Consider the following 15,184-nt stretch of genomic DNA (forward strand, 5'->3'; position numbering starts at 1 on the left):
CACAGTCAGATGAGGCGGAGTTGGCGGGCGCGGCGGACGGCGTCGCGACGGCGGGTTGCATCGAGCTTGCGGTAGATGTTGCGGACGTGGGTCTTGACCGTGTTGACGGAGACCGACAGTTCGGCGGCGATCTCCACGTTGGACAGGATGCTCTGCAGGTACCGCAGGATCGTCAGCTCCCGCTCGGTGAGCGGCTCGTCCAGCGACGGCACCGCCGCGTCGGCGGCACCTGGGCCGCCCGTCTGTCCGGCCGGCGCGTCGACGGCGCGTACCAGGTCACTCACCAGCGACCAGTGGGCGGTACCGGAGTCGAGGTGGGCGGTGAGCAGTTCCCGCAGTCCCGGCTCGGCCTGTCGGAACGGGCGACGGTAATCCTCCGGCGCGGCCAGGTCGAGCGCCTGTTCCAGCAACCGGCCCGCCCGACGGTCGTCACCGGACCGGACGGCCAGCACCGTGGCCAGCAGCGCGGCGTCGAGGCGTACCGGCAGCGGCCAGTCGGCCGCAGGTGCGGCGGTCCAGTCCGGTAGCAGACGGTCGGCGGCACGGGGGTCACCGGCCCGCAGTTCGGTCCGGGCCGCCGCGACGGCCAGCGCCGCCGCCGCACCGGTCATCGGCTCGGCCGGCGGCTCACCGGCCAGTTCCCGGGCCGTCTGTACGTCGCCCCGCGCGCTGTGCAGGTCCAGTTCGGCGGCGCGCAGCAACGTGCCCAGCTCACCGCCGCGCGCCCCCCACCCGGTGCGGGCCTCCACCAGCAGCCGGTGACCGACACTCGGCTCGCCCTCGTCGAGGCGCAGGTACGCGCGGCACCAACCGGCCACCGCGCCGGGCACCGGTTCCGCGCCGGCCGGCGCGGCCAGCCCCAGGTGCGCCTCGGCCTCCGCCGGCTGGTTCCGGTGCAGCGCCACCACGGCCAGCGCCAGGTGCGCGTACCCGCAGTCGAGCAACGCCGCCCAGCCCTGGCAGGCCGGCAGGGCCAACGCCACCCGGGCCAGTTCCTCGGCGGCGCGCAGCTGTCCACGCAGCGCCGCCACCAGGGACCATCGGCTGGCGCAGACCAGTTCGGTGCGCGGACGTGCCGCCTCCCGGGCGGCCGCCAGCGCTTCGGCGAAGCCGGTCGCCGCCCCGGTCAGGTCGCCGTCGTCCAACGCGAGCAGGGCGAGCGCGGTGCCGGCCACGGCCCGTACGTCGGCGTCCTCGATGGCATGGTCGGCTCGCGGGTCGCCGGTCGGGTGTCCACCGTCGGTGGCGAGCAGGCGGGCGGCGGCGGCGCGTACGGGCGGCGGGTCACCGGCGAGTCGGGCCAGGGTGAGTTCGACCGCGGCGACCAGCCGACCGAACCGGGCCCGGCGCGGTTGCGGCAGCCGCCGGAGGTGCCCGCCGGCCAGCCGCAGGTAAGCCTCGGCCGCCCCGGTGTCGCCGTCGAGGGCCCGTTCGGCGGCGCAGGCCAGCGCGAGTTCCGGGTCACGTTCCACCGCCTCCGGCGGGGGTGACGCGGGCACCGGCCCGACGCCGGCCGGCCGCTCGTAGGGCACCAGTTCCGGCCAGCGGATCACGAACAGATCGGTGGCGGCGGTCCAGTCACCGGCGGCGAGCGCGTGGCGCAACGCGTCGGCGGGTCGGCCGTTGCCGGCGTACCATCCGGCCGCCCGCAGGTGCAGGTCGCGCAGCTCCGCTGCGGGCAGCCGGACCAGCTCGCGGTGCAGCAGGTCGGTCAGCAGCGGATGGCACCGGTACCACACCGGCCGGCTGCCGTCATGGTGGAGCAGACCGCTGTCGTCGGCGAGCGTGCGCAGGCGTTCCTCGGCGTCCGCGTCGCCGCTGAGTGCGGCGGCGAGGCCGGCGCAGACGGCGTCGACGATCGCCGCGCGGCGCAGCAGCTCACGGTCCGTCGGCTCCAGCCCGGCCAGCGGCTCCGCCCGCAGGTAGCCGGCGATCTCCGGCTGGTCGGCGCCGAGTTCGCTGATCCAGCGCTCCGGGTCCGGTTGGTCCCGCAGGGCGAGGGCGGCGATTCGCAGCACGGCCGCCCACCCCCCGGTCCGCTGCCGCAGCCGGGCCACCGCGGCGGCCGGCACCACCACCCCGTGCGCGGTGAGCAGATCGGCGATCTCGTCGCCGGTGAAAGCCAGGTCGTCCGGGCCGATCTCGGTCAACTCCCCGGCCAGCCGCAGCCGGTGCACCGCCAACGGCGGACCGGTCCGTCCGGCCGCCACCAGCCGTAGCCGCTGCTCGCTGTGGCGGAGCAGGAACTCCAGACCGGCCAGCGCCGCCGGTTCGGTGATCAGGTGCAGGTCGTCCACGACCAGCACCACCGGCCGTTCCCGGACGGCTAGGGCGGCGGCCATGATCTCCAACTCGTCCGGACGTGGCGCCCGGTCGGGCATCGGCGTCTCCGCCGGATCCGCGACGGAGCGCAACGCGGCACCGAGGTACGACCAGAGGCGGTCCGGGTCGTCCCCCGCCTCGACCGACACCCAGGCCGGAACCGGGGCCTCCGGTTCAGCCTCCTGCCGCGTCCGTCGCCAGGTGGCCAGCAGCGTCGTCTTACCCCAACCGGCCGGTGCCCGGAGCAGGGTGACCGGGCGGGTCACCGCCTCGTCGAGCAACCGGGCCAGCCGGGGCCGGAGCACCATCGTCTCGCCCGGCACGGCGGGTGCCAGCCGGGAGGCCAGCAGGGGTGGGCCGCCCGGTGGGCGGACCCCTGCGTCGGCCCGGACGGTGCTGCGGTCATCCGGCATCCGGCCCACCCCCACGGACGCGTGCTTCCTCCCCCGGCCCTGCGGCGGGCGGTTACCCGACCCGCGACGGTTCACCCCTTCCGGGGGAACCGGGTTCACCCCGCCAGCGGCAACGCTGGCCCTGAGCTGGGCGGACGCGTCGCGGATCCCACCGGGTCACCCGCCGAGGCCGTTCGTTGGGACGGACCACACGGTGCGGAAGCGGAATCGGAGGTACGAGTGGGACAGGTCGGGACTGTTGTCGCGGTGGCCGGCGCCCTCGGCGTGGCGGCGGCCAGGGCCTCGCGTACCGCCGTCATCCGGCGGCGGACCCGGCGCGCTCGACACCCGGGAGGTTGGCAGGTGGTGACGGTCGACCGGCCGCCGGAGCAGGTGCTGCCCACCGGGGCCTGGCCGACGCCGCTCCGCCGCCTTGACGGTGCCGTCGAGGTCGCGGTGGCACGCGCGCCGGGTGGCCGGGGTACCGAACTGGCGGCCCGGCCACGGCCGCACGCGGCCTGGCCCGGGCTCGCCGCGCACCTGCTCGGCGACGATCCCGGCCTGCTGGTACGGCAGGCGTTGTGGCAGGTCAAACAGCTCGCCGAGACCGGCGAGGTGCTGCGCGTCGACCGGGCACCCGGCGAGCGCGGGCCGGTGGCGCCGACCCACAGCTTCCCGCCGCGAGCGGACGGGCCGCCACGGTGAGAGCGCTGTGCTGGACCACCGGTGGCGAGTTGGCCGTCCGCCAGGTGCCCGATCCGGAGCTGCGTAACGACCACGACGTGATCGTCCGGGTGCGGCGTAGCGCCACCTGCGGTGCCGACCTGCCGCTGCTCACCGGGCAGGCGCCGGGCCTGGCCGCCGGTGACGTGCTCGGCCACGAGTTCCTCGGCGACGTGGTCGAGGTCGGCCCCGGCGTACGCCGGCACCGGATCGGCGACCGGGTGGTGGTCTGCGCGTCGGTGGCCTGCGGTGCCTGCTGGTACTGCCGGCGAGGGCTACCGTCGTGCTGCGACAACGGCAGCAGCGACCCGACCGCGAGTGAGGCGGAGTGGGGTCACCCGGTGGCGGGCTGCTTCGGCCAACCCCGGGCCGCAGGTGGTTTCGCCGGCAGTCACGCCGAGTACGTCCGGGTGCCGTACGCCGATGTCGGGGCGTTTCCGGTGCCGGAGTCCGTCGGCGACGACCGGGCCCTGTTCGCCTCGGACGCCGCACCGGCCGGCTGGCTGGGTGCGGAGGGTGGCGAGGTGCGCCCCGGTGACGTGGTGGCGGTGTGGGGAGCCGGCGCGGTCGGTCAGCTGGCCGCCCGGGCAGCCTGGCTGCTCGGCGCCGAGCGGGTGGTCGTCGTCGACCGGCACCCCGGGCGGCTGCTGATGGCACGGCAGCACGTCGGCGCCGAGACCATCGACCGGCGGGACACCGACGTCGCGGCGCAGCTGCGGGAGTTCAGCGGTGGGCGGGGGCCGGACGTGTGCGTCGAGGCGGTCGGTGGTCCGGCGGGGGAACACCGCTCGCTCGCCGACCGGTTCGCCGGCCGTGCCCGGGTGCCGGAGGCGGTCCGGGAGGCGGTGTACGCCTGCCGCAAGGGCGGCAGCGTCTTCGTCCTCAACGGCGGCGTCCGCCACGTCGACGCGTTCCCGGCCGGCATCGTCGTGCACAAGGGACTGACCGTGCGCGGGGGACGCCAGCACGGCCAGCGGCACATCCCGATGCTGCTGGATCGGATGGCTCGCGACGAGCTGCGTACCGAGCACCTGGCCTCGCACCATTTCCCACTGGAGCGGGCCGCCGAGGGGTACGCCCTGTTCCGGGACCGGCCCGAGGAGTGTCTACGCGCCGTGTTCACCCCGCACTGACCGGCAACGGGCGGATCGGCGGTGGCGGTGGCATGATCGCGGGATGGCTGCCCAACGGTCGTACGACGTGGTGCTGTTCGGGGCGACCGGGTTCACCGGTGGTCTCACCGCCCGCTACCTGGCCCGGCACGCGCCGCCGGGGTTGCGCTGGGCGATCGCCGGCCGCAACCCCGACAAGCTGGCCGCGGTCCGGGAGCAGTTGGCCGCGATCGACCCGGCGCTGGCCGGACTGCCGCTGCTCACCGCCGACGTCACCGACCCGGCCTCGTTGCGCGCGGTGGCCGCCGACGCCCGGGTGGTGGCCAGCACCGTCGGCCCGTACGTCCATCACGGTGAACCGCTGGTGGCCGCCTGCGCCGCCGCCGGCACCGACTACCTCGACATCACCGGCGAACCGGAGTTCGTCGACCGGATGTATCTGCGCCACCACGCCGAGGCGGTGCGCACCGGCGCGCGGCTGGTGCACGCCTGCGGCTTCGACTCGGTCCCGCACGACCTCGGCGTCTGGTTCACGGTCAAACAACTGCCCGCCGACACCGCCGTCACCGTGGACGGGTACGTGCGGGCGGGCGGACGGTTCTCCGCCGGCACGTACCACTCGGTACTGACCGCCTTCTCGCGTACCGGTGAGGCGTCGCGGGCGGCCCGCGAACGCCGCGCCGCCGAGCCACGCCCGACCGACCGCCGGGTGCGGGCCGTGTCGGGCCGACTGGCCCGCTCCAGGGACCTGCCGGTCTGGGCGGTACCGCTGCCGACCATCGACCCGCAGGTGGTCCGCCGCTCGGCCGTGGCCCGCCCCGAGTACGGTCCGGATTTCCGCTACCGGCACTTCGCGGCCGTGCGGCGGCTGCCGACGGTGCTGGCCGCCGGTGCGGGACTCGGAGCCGTGGTCGGGCTGGTGAAGCTGCCGCCGACCCGACGCTGGCTGCTCGGCCGGCTCGCCTCCGGTCAGGGACCGAGCGCCGAGCAGCGGGCGAAGTCGTGGTTCACTGTCCGTTTCGTCGGCGTCGGCGGCGGGCGACGCGTGGTGACGGAGGTGGCCGGGGGCGACCCCGGCTACGACGAGACCGCGAAGATGCTCGCCGAGTCGGCGCTCTGTCTGGCCTACGACGACCTGCCGGCCACCGCCGGTCAGGTCACGCCGGTCACCGCGATGGGCGACGCGCTGCTGCACCGTCTCACCGCCGCCGGCATCACCTTCCGGGTGCTGAAGGACGAGTCGGCCGCTTGACCCTCGACCAGGTCGAGGGGGCAGGATCGGACCGTGGACGGTGACCTGCGCAGCATCGGTGAGCTGGCTCGGGCCAGTGGGCTTACGGTGAGCGCGCTGCGCTTCTACGACGCCGCCGGGGTGCTGGTCCCGGCCCGGGTCGATCCGGTCACCGGCTACCGCTGGTACGCCGACGACCAGGTGGCACCGGCCCGGCTGGTGGCCGGGCTACGCCGGATCGGCCTGCCGGTCGCCGAGATCGCCCGGGCGGTACGCGCGGAACCCCCGGTGGTGCACCGGCTGCTCGACGCGCACCTGGGGCGGCTGGCCGACGGACTGGCCGAGGCGCGGCACGAGGTCGCCCGGATCCGTCGCCTGCTCGCCGACGACCAACCCCCGCCGGCCACCCGGCTCGTCCTGACCGGGCGTGCGCTGGCCGCCGCCGTGGACGCCGTCCGGTTCGCGGTCGGCACCGATCCGGCGCTGCCGGGACTGGCCGGCGTGCTGCTCGACGTGACCGACGAGGGGATACGGCTGGTGGCGACCGACCGGCACCGGCTGGCGGTGGCGACGGCCGGCGCGGCGGTCCGCGGTCCGGCGGTGCGTGCGCTGCTGCCCGTGGCCGCGGTCGACCGACTGCGCCGGCTGTCCGGCGCCGCGGCCACCGACGAGGTGCGGCTGACCCTGGTCGGGAGGCAGGTCGTTGCCGACGTCGCCGGGCGTCGGTTGCGGGTGACGACCCTGCCGTACGACTTCCCCGACTATCACGCCCTGCTGCCGGCGGCGACCGGCGGGCCCGCCCGCCGGGTGCCGGTGGACGCGCCGTGGCTGGTCGCCGCGCTACGGTCCGGAACACCGACGGTGACCCGGGAACATCTGGGCGGCCCGCTGCCGGTGACCGTGCTGGGGCTGGGCGGCCGGGAGACGCTACGCCTGCTCGGCCCGGACGAACTGACCGACGACCCGGCCGGTCGGGCCGACGCCGAGCTGCGGGTCGGCGTCAACGGGGGGTACCTGCTCGACGCGCTGCACGCGGCGGGCGGTCCGCGGCTGGTGCTGGAACTGGACGGCCCGGTCACCCCGCTGGCCATTCGCCGGCCCGACGATCCGGCCGCCTTCTCCATCCTGATGCCGATCCGGCTCTGACTGCGGCGACCTGTCCGGCTCGGACCGGACGTCGGAAACCGCCGGTCCGTGGTGGGTCGGGTGCGGGAGGCGGGGCGATTCGGGCGCGACGGTAGCATCTGGAGGTCCACCCGAGCCCGGACGGAGGCGTACGGAGCAGCATGCTCGACATGGAGTTGATCCGGAAGGATCGCGACGCGGTGGCGGCCGCGCTGGCGAAGCGGCTGGACGCCGCCGAGGTCGACCGGGTGCTGGAGGAGATCCAGCAGCTCGACCGGGAGCGTCGCCGGCTGATCAGTGAGATCGACGGGGAACGCCAGCGCCGCAAGGCCGAGGCCCGGGCGTACGCGCAGGCGAAGCGAGCCGGTGTCGAGCCGCAGGTCACCTCTGACGACGGTCGGAAGCAGGTCGCCGAGCTGGAGGCGGAACTCGACGAGGTGCAGGCGCGGCTGCGTACCACCATGAGCGAGCTGCCGAACCTGCCCGCCGAGGACGTGGTGCCCGGCGGCAAGGAGGCCAACCGGGTGGTGAAGACCTTCGGTGCGCCACCGGCCATCGAGAAGGTCCGCGACCACGTCGAGCTGAGCCGGATGCTGGGTCTGGTCGACCACGAACGCGGCGTCAAGCTCGGCGGCTCCGGCTTCTGGATGTACACCGGGCTGGGTGCCCGGCTGGAGTGGGCGCTGATCAACTGGCTGATCGAGCGGAACATCGAGGCCGGGTACGAGTTCCTCCTGCCGCCGCATCTGCTGCTGGACAGCGCAGGTTTCGCCGCCGGTCAGTTCCCCAAGTTCTACGACGACGTCTACCACCTGGACAAGCAGTCCGCGCCGCGTGGGCAGTTCCTGCTGCCGACGGCGGAGACGGCGATCCTCGGTGCGTACCAGGACGAGATCCTGGAGACCGCGAAGCTGCCGCTCAAGGTCTTCGCCTACACCCCGTGCTACCGGCGCGAGGCGGCCGGCTCGCACTCCGACGAGCGGGGCACGGTGCGGGGGCACCAGTTCAACAAGGTGGAGATCTTCCAGTTCACCCTGCCCGAGCAGGCCGACGCGGCGCTGGAACAGATGGTCAGCCACGCGGAGAGCCTGGTCGAGGGGCTGGGTCTGCACTACCAGCGCAGCCTGCTCGCGGCCGGCGACTCCAGCGCGTCGATGCGGAAGACCCTCGACATCGAGGTGTGGATGCCCAGCACCGGCAAGTACAAGGAGGTCTCGTCGGTCTCCTGGGGCGGTGACTACCAGGCCCGCCGGGCGGCGATCCGCTACCGCGAGCCGGGCGGCAAGCAGACCCGCTTCGTGCACACCCTCAACGGCTCGGCCCTGGCCACCAGCCGCCTTCTCCCCGCCATCCTGGAGCAGTTCCAGCAGCCCGACGGCTCGGTCCTGGTCCCCGAAGTCCTCCGCCCCCGCCTGGCCACCGACCGCCTAACCCCGCACTGACCGCCCCCACCCCAGTGCCTCGGCGAGGGGGCAGGGGCGTCAGGTGGCCAGCGCGGTGACGCGGCGGGTGAGGTCCTCGCCGTCCAGCCAACCCTGGTGGATCACCCGGCCGTCCCGGTCGATGATGACGAAGGTGCTCTGCTCGACAACCTCGAAGCGCCGCCAGATCACCCCTTCGCGATCCTCGATCTGCGGCATCGGGCCCAGTTCGAACTCGGTGACGAAGTCGGTCATCGCCTTGCGTTCACCGAGCCCCGCGACGCCGATGATCGGCACGGTCTCCCGGAAGCCGGGCTCGATCTCGGCGATCGTCCACGCCTGGCTGGCGCAGGTGGCGCACCAGGGCGCCCAGAACCAGAGCACCACCGGCCGGCCCGCCAGGGTGGCGGCGTCGAAGGCCGCGCCGTCCAGGGTGGTGCCGGTGAACCGCAGGGTGTCCGGCACCGGGCCGGCCGGCCCGGTCGACGGGGACGAGGCGGTGGCGGACGCCGGACCACCGGCCTGCGGGGCCGCCTCGGCGTCCGGACCGGTGCCGCATCCGGCGGTGGCCAGCACGGCGGCGAGCAGAGCGGCGGTGACCGCCCCGGTGACCCGTCCGGTTCGTGGAACCGACCCCATCGGCGTCTCCTTCGGTTCGCTCGCCCGTCGACCCGGGCAGCCGTGCCACCCGGTCGACCGGCTCAGGCTTCGGTCAGCCGCAGCGCCAGCGCCGGGCAGACCTTGACCGCCTTCACCGCGCCCTCCCGCAACCAGGTCGGCACGGGGGTGGGCGGGAAGGCGGGGTATCCGTTCTGGTCCAGCCGGATGAAGTCCGGCACCACGTGGGCGCAGAGGCCGTGACCGTCGCAACGGGACCAGTCCAGGACCAGCTTCTGTGGGTCGGGGTCGGGAGCGCCGGGTAGACCCATCATGCCCTTGACCCGCCGTCCGCAGCCCTCGCCGGTGGTGTGCTTCTTCAGGTCGTCGGCGAAGACCTCCATCGCCGAGAGCGCGAAGCGGGACGTACCGTCGGGGTGGCTGCACGCGCCGCGGCCCTTGACGTCGCCGGCGGCGGCCCGGACGACCTCCACCGGCGCGCTGCCGGAAACCGCCAGGTCGACGGCGCGGGCCAGGTCGGGCAGACCCCGCTTGCACGGGCCGCACTGCCCGGCCGACTCGCCGGCCAGGTAACGGACCACCTGCGCCGCCTCGCCGAGCGGGCAGGTGTCGTTGGCCAGCGGGACGATGATGCCAGCGCCGAGCGTGCCGCCGACCGCGGCGAGCCCCTTGCGGGAGACCTCGGCCCGCTCCGCCGCCTCCCGGGTGATCCACTTGCCGTGGTAGCCGCCCATGAGGATGCCGGGACCGTCCGGCACCTCGCACAGTTCGAGGATCTCGGCCAGCGGGGTACCGGCCGCGCACTCCACCACCGCGTGGCGCTTCGCCGCGCCGGTGATGCTGAGCAGCACCGTGCCGGGTTCGTCGTCGGTGCCGAGCGCCGCGTACTCGTACGGGCCGAGTCGGGCGGCAATCGCCATCTGGGCGTACGTCTCGGCGTTCGACAGCAGGGTCGGCATCCCGCCCACGCCGGAGTCGCTGGACCGCTTCTTGGTGCCGGGCGGGATGTGCGGCAGCCCGTTGATCCCGTTCACAAGCGCGCCGCCCTCACCACTGATGAACCGGTGCGGCACCGTCACGACGCTTGTCGGCGCCGGCATCCGGCGCTCGTCCAGGGCCTCCATGAGGGAGTCCCGGCCCACCAGGTCATCGGCCACGCAGAGCACGATCTCCTCGGCGTCCAGCGCGAACGCGGCCAGCGCGGCACCGTCGAGAATCAGGTGCGGTGCCCGGGTGAGCAGGACCTTGTCCTTCCAACTGGCCGGCTCACCCTCGGTGGCGTTGACCACCACCACGGGCGGCAGATCCTGGCGTTCACAGGACTCCAGCACCGCCCGCAGCTTCCGGGCGAACGGGAAGCCGGCCCCGCCCTTGCCCTTGAGCTGGATGCCCTCGGCCAGACGCAGCAGGTTGGAGGGCTCCATCGGGCTGATCGGCCCGTGCACCAGCTCGTGGGCACGCAGGTCGAGCCGGCCGAACTCGGCGAACCCCGCAGTGAGCCGCGGCTCACCCACGGCAGCCACCGGGGGAACGGTGGTCCGCATCGTCACTTGGCCTCACCCCGCAGTCCGGCCCAGTAGGCGCCGTCCACCGAGTCCGGGTCGGCCCGGCGGCGACGTCGGCTCTCGGTCGACGAGGCCCGGCGGGCACGTCGGGAGGCCAGGTCGACCAGGGTCGGAGTGTCGTCGTCGGCCACGTCGTCCGGGGCGTACCGGGCCGGCGGGCGCCAGTAGTCGGTCTCCGCCGCCGGCAGGTCGTCCTCGGCGCTGTGCCGCCCCCCGCCGCTGCGCGGCGCGGCGGAGATCGGCGAGCCGGAGATGGGCGCACCGGAGATCGGGTCGGCCGAGATCGGGGCGGCCGACTCCCACCGGCGAGGGCTGTCCCAGGGCTCCTCCGGTTCGTCCTCCACGCGCTGCGGCGGAGCCGAGTACCGGCTGTCGGTCCGGGACCGGCGGGAACGGCCGTACTCCTCCTCGTCGTCGGAGTCACGACGGCGGCGACGCACCGGCTCCTCGTACTCCATCAGGTCCTCGTCGCGACGGGACGCCCGACGGCCCACCGGCTCGCGCTCCTCCTCGCGCCGCGACCGGCGGCCGGTCGGTTCCTCGTCGCGCCGCGACCGGCGGGCGACCGGCTCCAGGTCCTCGTCGACCCGCGCCGCACGCCGCCCGGTGGTCTCCAACTCCTCGTCGCGGCGGGAGGACCGCCGGGGCTCGGCATCGCGACGGCGGCGCGCCACCGGCTCCAGCACCTCGGTCTCGCGGCGCACCACCCGCTCCAGTTCCTCCTCCTCGCGGCGCGAGGCGCGCCGGACGACCGGCTCGAACTCCTCGTCGCGACGGTCCCGACCGGACCGCACCGGTTCGCGCAGCGTGCCCGGCTCGGGAACCACCGGCACGGTGAACCGTTCCGGGTCGTTGCGCCGGATGGTGGGGCTGGCCCAGGTCCCGGAGGTGCTGTCGGCCCAGCTGGTGTCGCGACGGACCCGCTTCTCGCGACCGTCGTCGGCTTCGTCGCGGCGGCCGGTCAGCGTGCCGAGCAGGGACTTGCCCCGGGTCTCCTCGGTGGACTTGGCCCCGCTCATGACCTCGTTCAGAACGGCGGCCTGCTGTTGCTCGCGGCTGCGCCGTTGCAGGGTGACCGAGAGCCGGACCATCAGGGCGATCACGACCAGCAGCACGCAGGCGAAGTAGCTCAGGCCCACCCAGGTGGCGGGCGGACGGCCGGCGAGCAGGCCGTGGAAGATGGCGAACGGCCAGGAGACGTACGCCATGGAGTGCAGCGCACGCCACACCCACTTCGGTCCGACGTCGGCGAACCGCGCCCGGATGATTCCGGTCCAGAGCACACCCACCATGAGCAGCGCGGCGATGGTGCCCAGCCCGATGTAGAGGCCCCGACCACCGACGAACGGCACGGCGGCGTCGGTCACCCCCGCCCGACCACTGGCGATCTTCGTGATGACGTGGAAGGCCAGCCCGGCCACGCCGAGGATGCCGGTGGCCCGGTGCGCGGACTGCAACAGCACCCGGTGCCGGATGAGCAGCACCAACCGGTCGGTGGCGAGCAGCCCCATCATCACCGTGAGGCTCAGCGCGACAAGCGCGATCACGCCGGCGAAGAACTCGGTGAAGAAGAAGCCCATCGCGTACATCTGCTGGCCCGCGCCGGTGAGCATCGTCAACGCCCACAAGGCGGCGAGCCCGGACGCGGAGAGCGCCATGATCTGGCCGCGGGACCGGACGCGGATCCCTCGACTGCTGCTGCTGGTACGTACGGCAGCTGCCTTCTCGTTCTGCGTAGCCCGGACCATCTGCTCCTCGATCGTCTCGCGGCGGCGCACCGCCGGCCGACCCTGTTCCCCACTCCAGTACGCAGCGCGGCTCCGGTCGGATCAGTGTCGTAAGAAAAAATCTCGCCGAGTTGTCGAACCGCCCCGCCACCCGGCGCGTATAACGGCCCTGCCGCCGGCCGTCCACACCAGCACATTGACAGGCGTTGAAATCAGCTTGTAACCTTTCCGAAATTTTCAGCCCTGATTGCAAGATCCGGGCAACCGCACCACCTCCCCGTCCCCCGGCACCCCTGGAGCACCCGATGCATCGACGTCGACTCCGCCCCGCGATCGTCGCCCTCGCCGTGATCGCCGGCCTCCTCGCCCCTGGCGTGGTGACCGCACCCCCGGCCGCCGCCGCCCCGAGTGGTGGCAAGAAGGTCATCGCCAACCTCTTCGAGTGGAACTGGCCCTCGGTCGCCAGCGAGTGCAGCAGCACCCTCGGCCCGAAGGGCTACGGCTACGTCCAGGTGTCACCACCGCAGGAGCACGTACGCGGCAACCAGTGGTGGGTGGCCTACCAACCGGTCAGCTACCGGATCGAGTCCCGCAAGGGCACCCGCGCGCAGTTCAAGTCCATGGTCGACACCTGCCACGCGGCCGGCGTGAAGGTGATCGTCGACGCGGTCATCAACCACATGTCCGGCCAGGACAACGGCGGGACCGGCTGGGCCGGCTCGACCTACCAGCACCACGTCTACCCCGGCATCTACCAGTCGCAGGACTTCCACTACTGCGGGCGCAACGGCAACAACGACATCGCCAACTACAACGACCGCTACGAGGTGCAGAACTGCGAGCTGGTCAACCTCTCCGACCTGAAGACGGAGTCCGACTACGTCCGCTCCCGGCTGGCCGCGTACCTCAACGACCTGCTGTCGCTCGGGGTGGACGGTTTCCGCCTGGACGCCAGCAAGCACATGCCGGCGGCCGACATCGCCAACATCCGCAGCCGGCTCAACCGGTCGGCGTACATCGTGCAGGAGGTCATCTACGGCGCGGGCGAGCCGATCACGCCGAACGAGTACACCGGCAACGGTGACGTGCACGAGTTCCGCTACGGCAAGGACCTGGCCCGGGTGTTCCGCTCCGAGCGGCTGGCGTACCTGCGCAACTTCGGCGAGGGCTGGGGTCACCTGCCCAGCGCCGTGTCCTCGGTCTTCGTGGACAACCACGACACCCAGCGCGACGACGGCGGGGTGCTCACCTACCGCGACCGGGGCATCTACGCGCTGGCCAACGCGTTCATGCTGGCCTGGCCGTACGGCTCCCCGACGGTGATGTCGAGCTACACCTTCAGCAGTCGCGACGCCGGCCCACCCTCGGACGGCAGCAACAAGACTCGCGACACGGTCTGCTACTCCGGCTGGGAGTGCGAGCACCGCTGGCCGGTGATCGCGAACATGGTCGGCTTCCGCAACGCCACCGAGGGCGCCGGGGTCAGCAACTGGTACGACAACGGCAACAACCACATCGCCTTCAGCCGCACCGGCCGGGGCTTCATCACCATCAACGACGAGGGCTCGGCGATCAACGGCCGCTCCTACTACACCGGCCTCCCGGCCGGCCGCTACTGCGACGTCATCCACGGCACCTTCACCAACGGCACCTGCTCCGGCCCGGTCGTCACCGTCGACGCCAACGGCTGGTTCGCCGCCAACGTCCCCGCCCACGACGCCATAGCCCTCCACCTAAACGCCCGCCTCCCCTAACCCCCACCCCACCCACCCCCTCCCCCCCTCCCCCCTTGACCGCCCGCGTTGATCAAGAAGTTTTGGTCGCCCCGCCCGCTCAACCCCGACGCAAACTTCTTGATCAACGGGCGGGGGGCGGGGGCAGGGGGCGGGGGGGGTTGGGGTTTTGGGGTTGTTTGGGGGTTTTGGGGGGTAAGGTGGGTGGGTGGGGGTTTTGGGAGTTCTGGGGTCTCGGGGGCGGCGGGGGGTCGCTTTCGCGGTGGGCGTGGCGGTGCTGATGGGTGGGGCCGCGTACACGGGATGGGCGCTGACGCCGACGCCCGGGGCGACTCCCGTCGCCGGGCCCACCAGTGAGGCGCCTCCGACGGCGGAGGTGCCGCCGTCGGCCGACGCCGAGCGGGTGCTGCCCGCCGCACCGGCGCCGGACGGGCTGCCGGAGATCGACTACGACCCGGCCCCCGCCGGCTTCCCCGACGACCCGGACACCCTCGACACCACACCGCTGACCCAGGGCCTGCACCCGACCCGCAAGCTCGCCGCGTACGACGCGCCCGGTGGCCGGCCGTTGGCGTTCCTGATGCCGACGATCAGCGAGGTGGAGCTGACCGTGCCGGTCGCCCGCCGCGAGTCCGGCTGGACGGCGGTGCTGCTCCCCTCGGCCAACCGCAAACTGGCCTGGCTGCCGCCCGGCGGTTTCCGCACCGTCGCGCTGCGCGACCAGATCGTGGTGGAACGTACCCCGTTCCGGCTCACCTGGTACCGCGACGGCACCGCCCAACGCTCCTGGCAGATCAGTCTCGGCCAACGCGGCCAGGAAACCCCACTCGGCCGGACCTTCGTGCTGGGCCGCACCCCACCGCCGGAGTCGGTCTACGGCGGGGTGGACATCTACGCCCTCGGCTCGATCCCCGACGACCTGGACTCGGTGCCCGCCGGGCTGCGCGGCGCCCACATCGGCATCCACACCTGGTACCACGACGGTGAGCTGGGCCAGCAGACCACAAACGGCTGCATCCGGTTGACGGCCAGCGGCCAGCGCCTGTTGCTGGAGAAGCTACGTCCGGGCACGCCGGTGGTCGTCGTCGACGAGCTGCCGGCCCCACCCGCCACCGCCTGAGCCGATGATCGGACGCCGGTGGCAGGGCGGTGCAGACACCGTCCGTCACGCTGCGGGGCGATGTGACGCTGGGCAGCCGGTACGAGCGTGGCGCG

Annotated in this window: 11 protein-coding genes; 7 read left to right on the plus strand and 4 right to left on the minus strand. The window is 73.5% G+C overall.

The genetic code is table 11. The annotated features are described in order from the left end of the window. Nucleotides 1–5: 5 nt before the first annotated feature. Complete coding sequence (locus ACN26Z_RS24170) at nucleotides 6–2,810, minus strand: LuxR C-terminal-related transcriptional regulator (RefSeq protein ID WP_421464710.1); 2,805 nt, start codon at nucleotides 2,808–2,810, stop codon at nucleotides 6–8. Between the two features lie 144 nt (nucleotides 2,811–2,954). Here ACN26Z_RS24170 and ACN26Z_RS24175 point away from each other — a divergent pair, with 144 nt between their 5' ends. The 5 genes from ACN26Z_RS24175 (at nucleotide 2,955) to serS (ending at nucleotide 8,347) form a co-directional block, all read left to right on the plus strand. Then, on the plus strand, nucleotides 2,955–3,419 hold the full coding sequence (locus tag ACN26Z_RS24175; RefSeq protein ID WP_421463514.1) for a hypothetical protein: 465 nt from the start codon (nucleotides 2,955–2,957) through the stop codon (nucleotides 3,417–3,419). Further along, entirely contained in the window at nucleotides 3,416–4,570 is a 1,155-nt protein-coding gene (locus tag ACN26Z_RS24180; protein ID WP_421463515.1) for an alcohol dehydrogenase catalytic domain-containing protein, read from the plus strand. The genes ACN26Z_RS24175 and ACN26Z_RS24180 overlap by 4 nt, the downstream gene beginning before the upstream one ends. A gap of 43 nt (nucleotides 4,571–4,613) precedes the next feature. After that, complete coding sequence (locus ACN26Z_RS24185) at nucleotides 4,614–5,801, plus strand: saccharopine dehydrogenase family protein (protein ID WP_421463516.1); 1,188 nt, start codon at nucleotides 4,614–4,616, stop codon at nucleotides 5,799–5,801. Nucleotides 5,802–5,846: 45 nt separating this feature from the next. Beyond that, nucleotides 5,847–6,926 carry a MerR family transcriptional regulator gene (locus ACN26Z_RS24190; RefSeq protein ID WP_421464711.1) on the plus strand — a complete coding sequence of 360 codons (1,080 nt, stop codon included), beginning with the start codon at nucleotides 5,847–5,849 and terminating at the stop codon, nucleotides 6,924–6,926. Nucleotides 6,927–7,066: 140 nt separating this feature from the next. Continuing rightward, nucleotides 7,067–8,347 carry a serine--tRNA ligase gene (gene serS, locus ACN26Z_RS24195; protein WP_282237254.1) on the plus strand — a complete coding sequence of 427 codons (1,281 nt, stop codon included), beginning with the start codon at nucleotides 7,067–7,069 and terminating at the stop codon, nucleotides 8,345–8,347. 39 nt (nucleotides 8,348–8,386) lie between these two features. On the opposite strand, the gene ACN26Z_RS24200 is transcribed toward serS, so the two are convergent. The 3 genes from ACN26Z_RS24200 to ACN26Z_RS24210 all read right to left on the minus strand — a co-directional run bounded on the left by ACN26Z_RS24200 (nucleotide 8,387) and on the right by ACN26Z_RS24210 (nucleotide 12,287). Next, on the minus strand, nucleotides 8,387–8,965 hold the full coding sequence (locus tag ACN26Z_RS24200) for a TlpA family protein disulfide reductase (RefSeq protein ID WP_282237253.1): 579 nt from the start codon (nucleotides 8,963–8,965) through the stop codon (nucleotides 8,387–8,389). Between the two features lie 62 nt (nucleotides 8,966–9,027). Further along, nucleotides 9,028–10,488: an NADH-quinone oxidoreductase subunit NuoF family protein gene (locus ACN26Z_RS24205; protein ID WP_093401334.1), complete on the minus strand. Its 1,461-nt coding sequence runs from the start codon at nucleotides 10,486–10,488 to the stop codon at nucleotides 9,028–9,030. Between the two features lie 2 nt (nucleotides 10,489–10,490). Further along, complete coding sequence (locus tag ACN26Z_RS24210) at nucleotides 10,491–12,287, minus strand: hypothetical protein (protein WP_421463517.1); 1,797 nt, start codon at nucleotides 12,285–12,287, stop codon at nucleotides 10,491–10,493. A 254-nt stretch (nucleotides 12,288–12,541) separates the two neighbouring features. On the opposite strand from ACN26Z_RS24210, the gene ACN26Z_RS24215 reads away from it, so the two are divergent. Further along, a complete protein-coding gene (locus ACN26Z_RS24215) occupies nucleotides 12,542–13,990 on the plus strand; it encodes an alpha-amylase (RefSeq protein ID WP_421463518.1) in 1,449 nt (482 codons plus the stop codon). 241 nt (nucleotides 13,991–14,231) lie between these two features. Then, complete coding sequence (locus tag ACN26Z_RS24220) at nucleotides 14,232–15,089, plus strand: L,D-transpeptidase family protein (protein ID WP_421463519.1); 858 nt, start codon at nucleotides 14,232–14,234, stop codon at nucleotides 15,087–15,089. Nucleotides 15,090–15,184 lie beyond the last annotated feature (95 nt).

Source organism: Verrucosispora sp. WMMD703 (genome assembly GCF_049178935.1).
In the GTDB taxonomy this organism is placed as follows: Bacteria; Actinomycetota; Actinomycetes; order Mycobacteriales; family Micromonosporaceae; genus Micromonospora; species Micromonospora sediminimaris.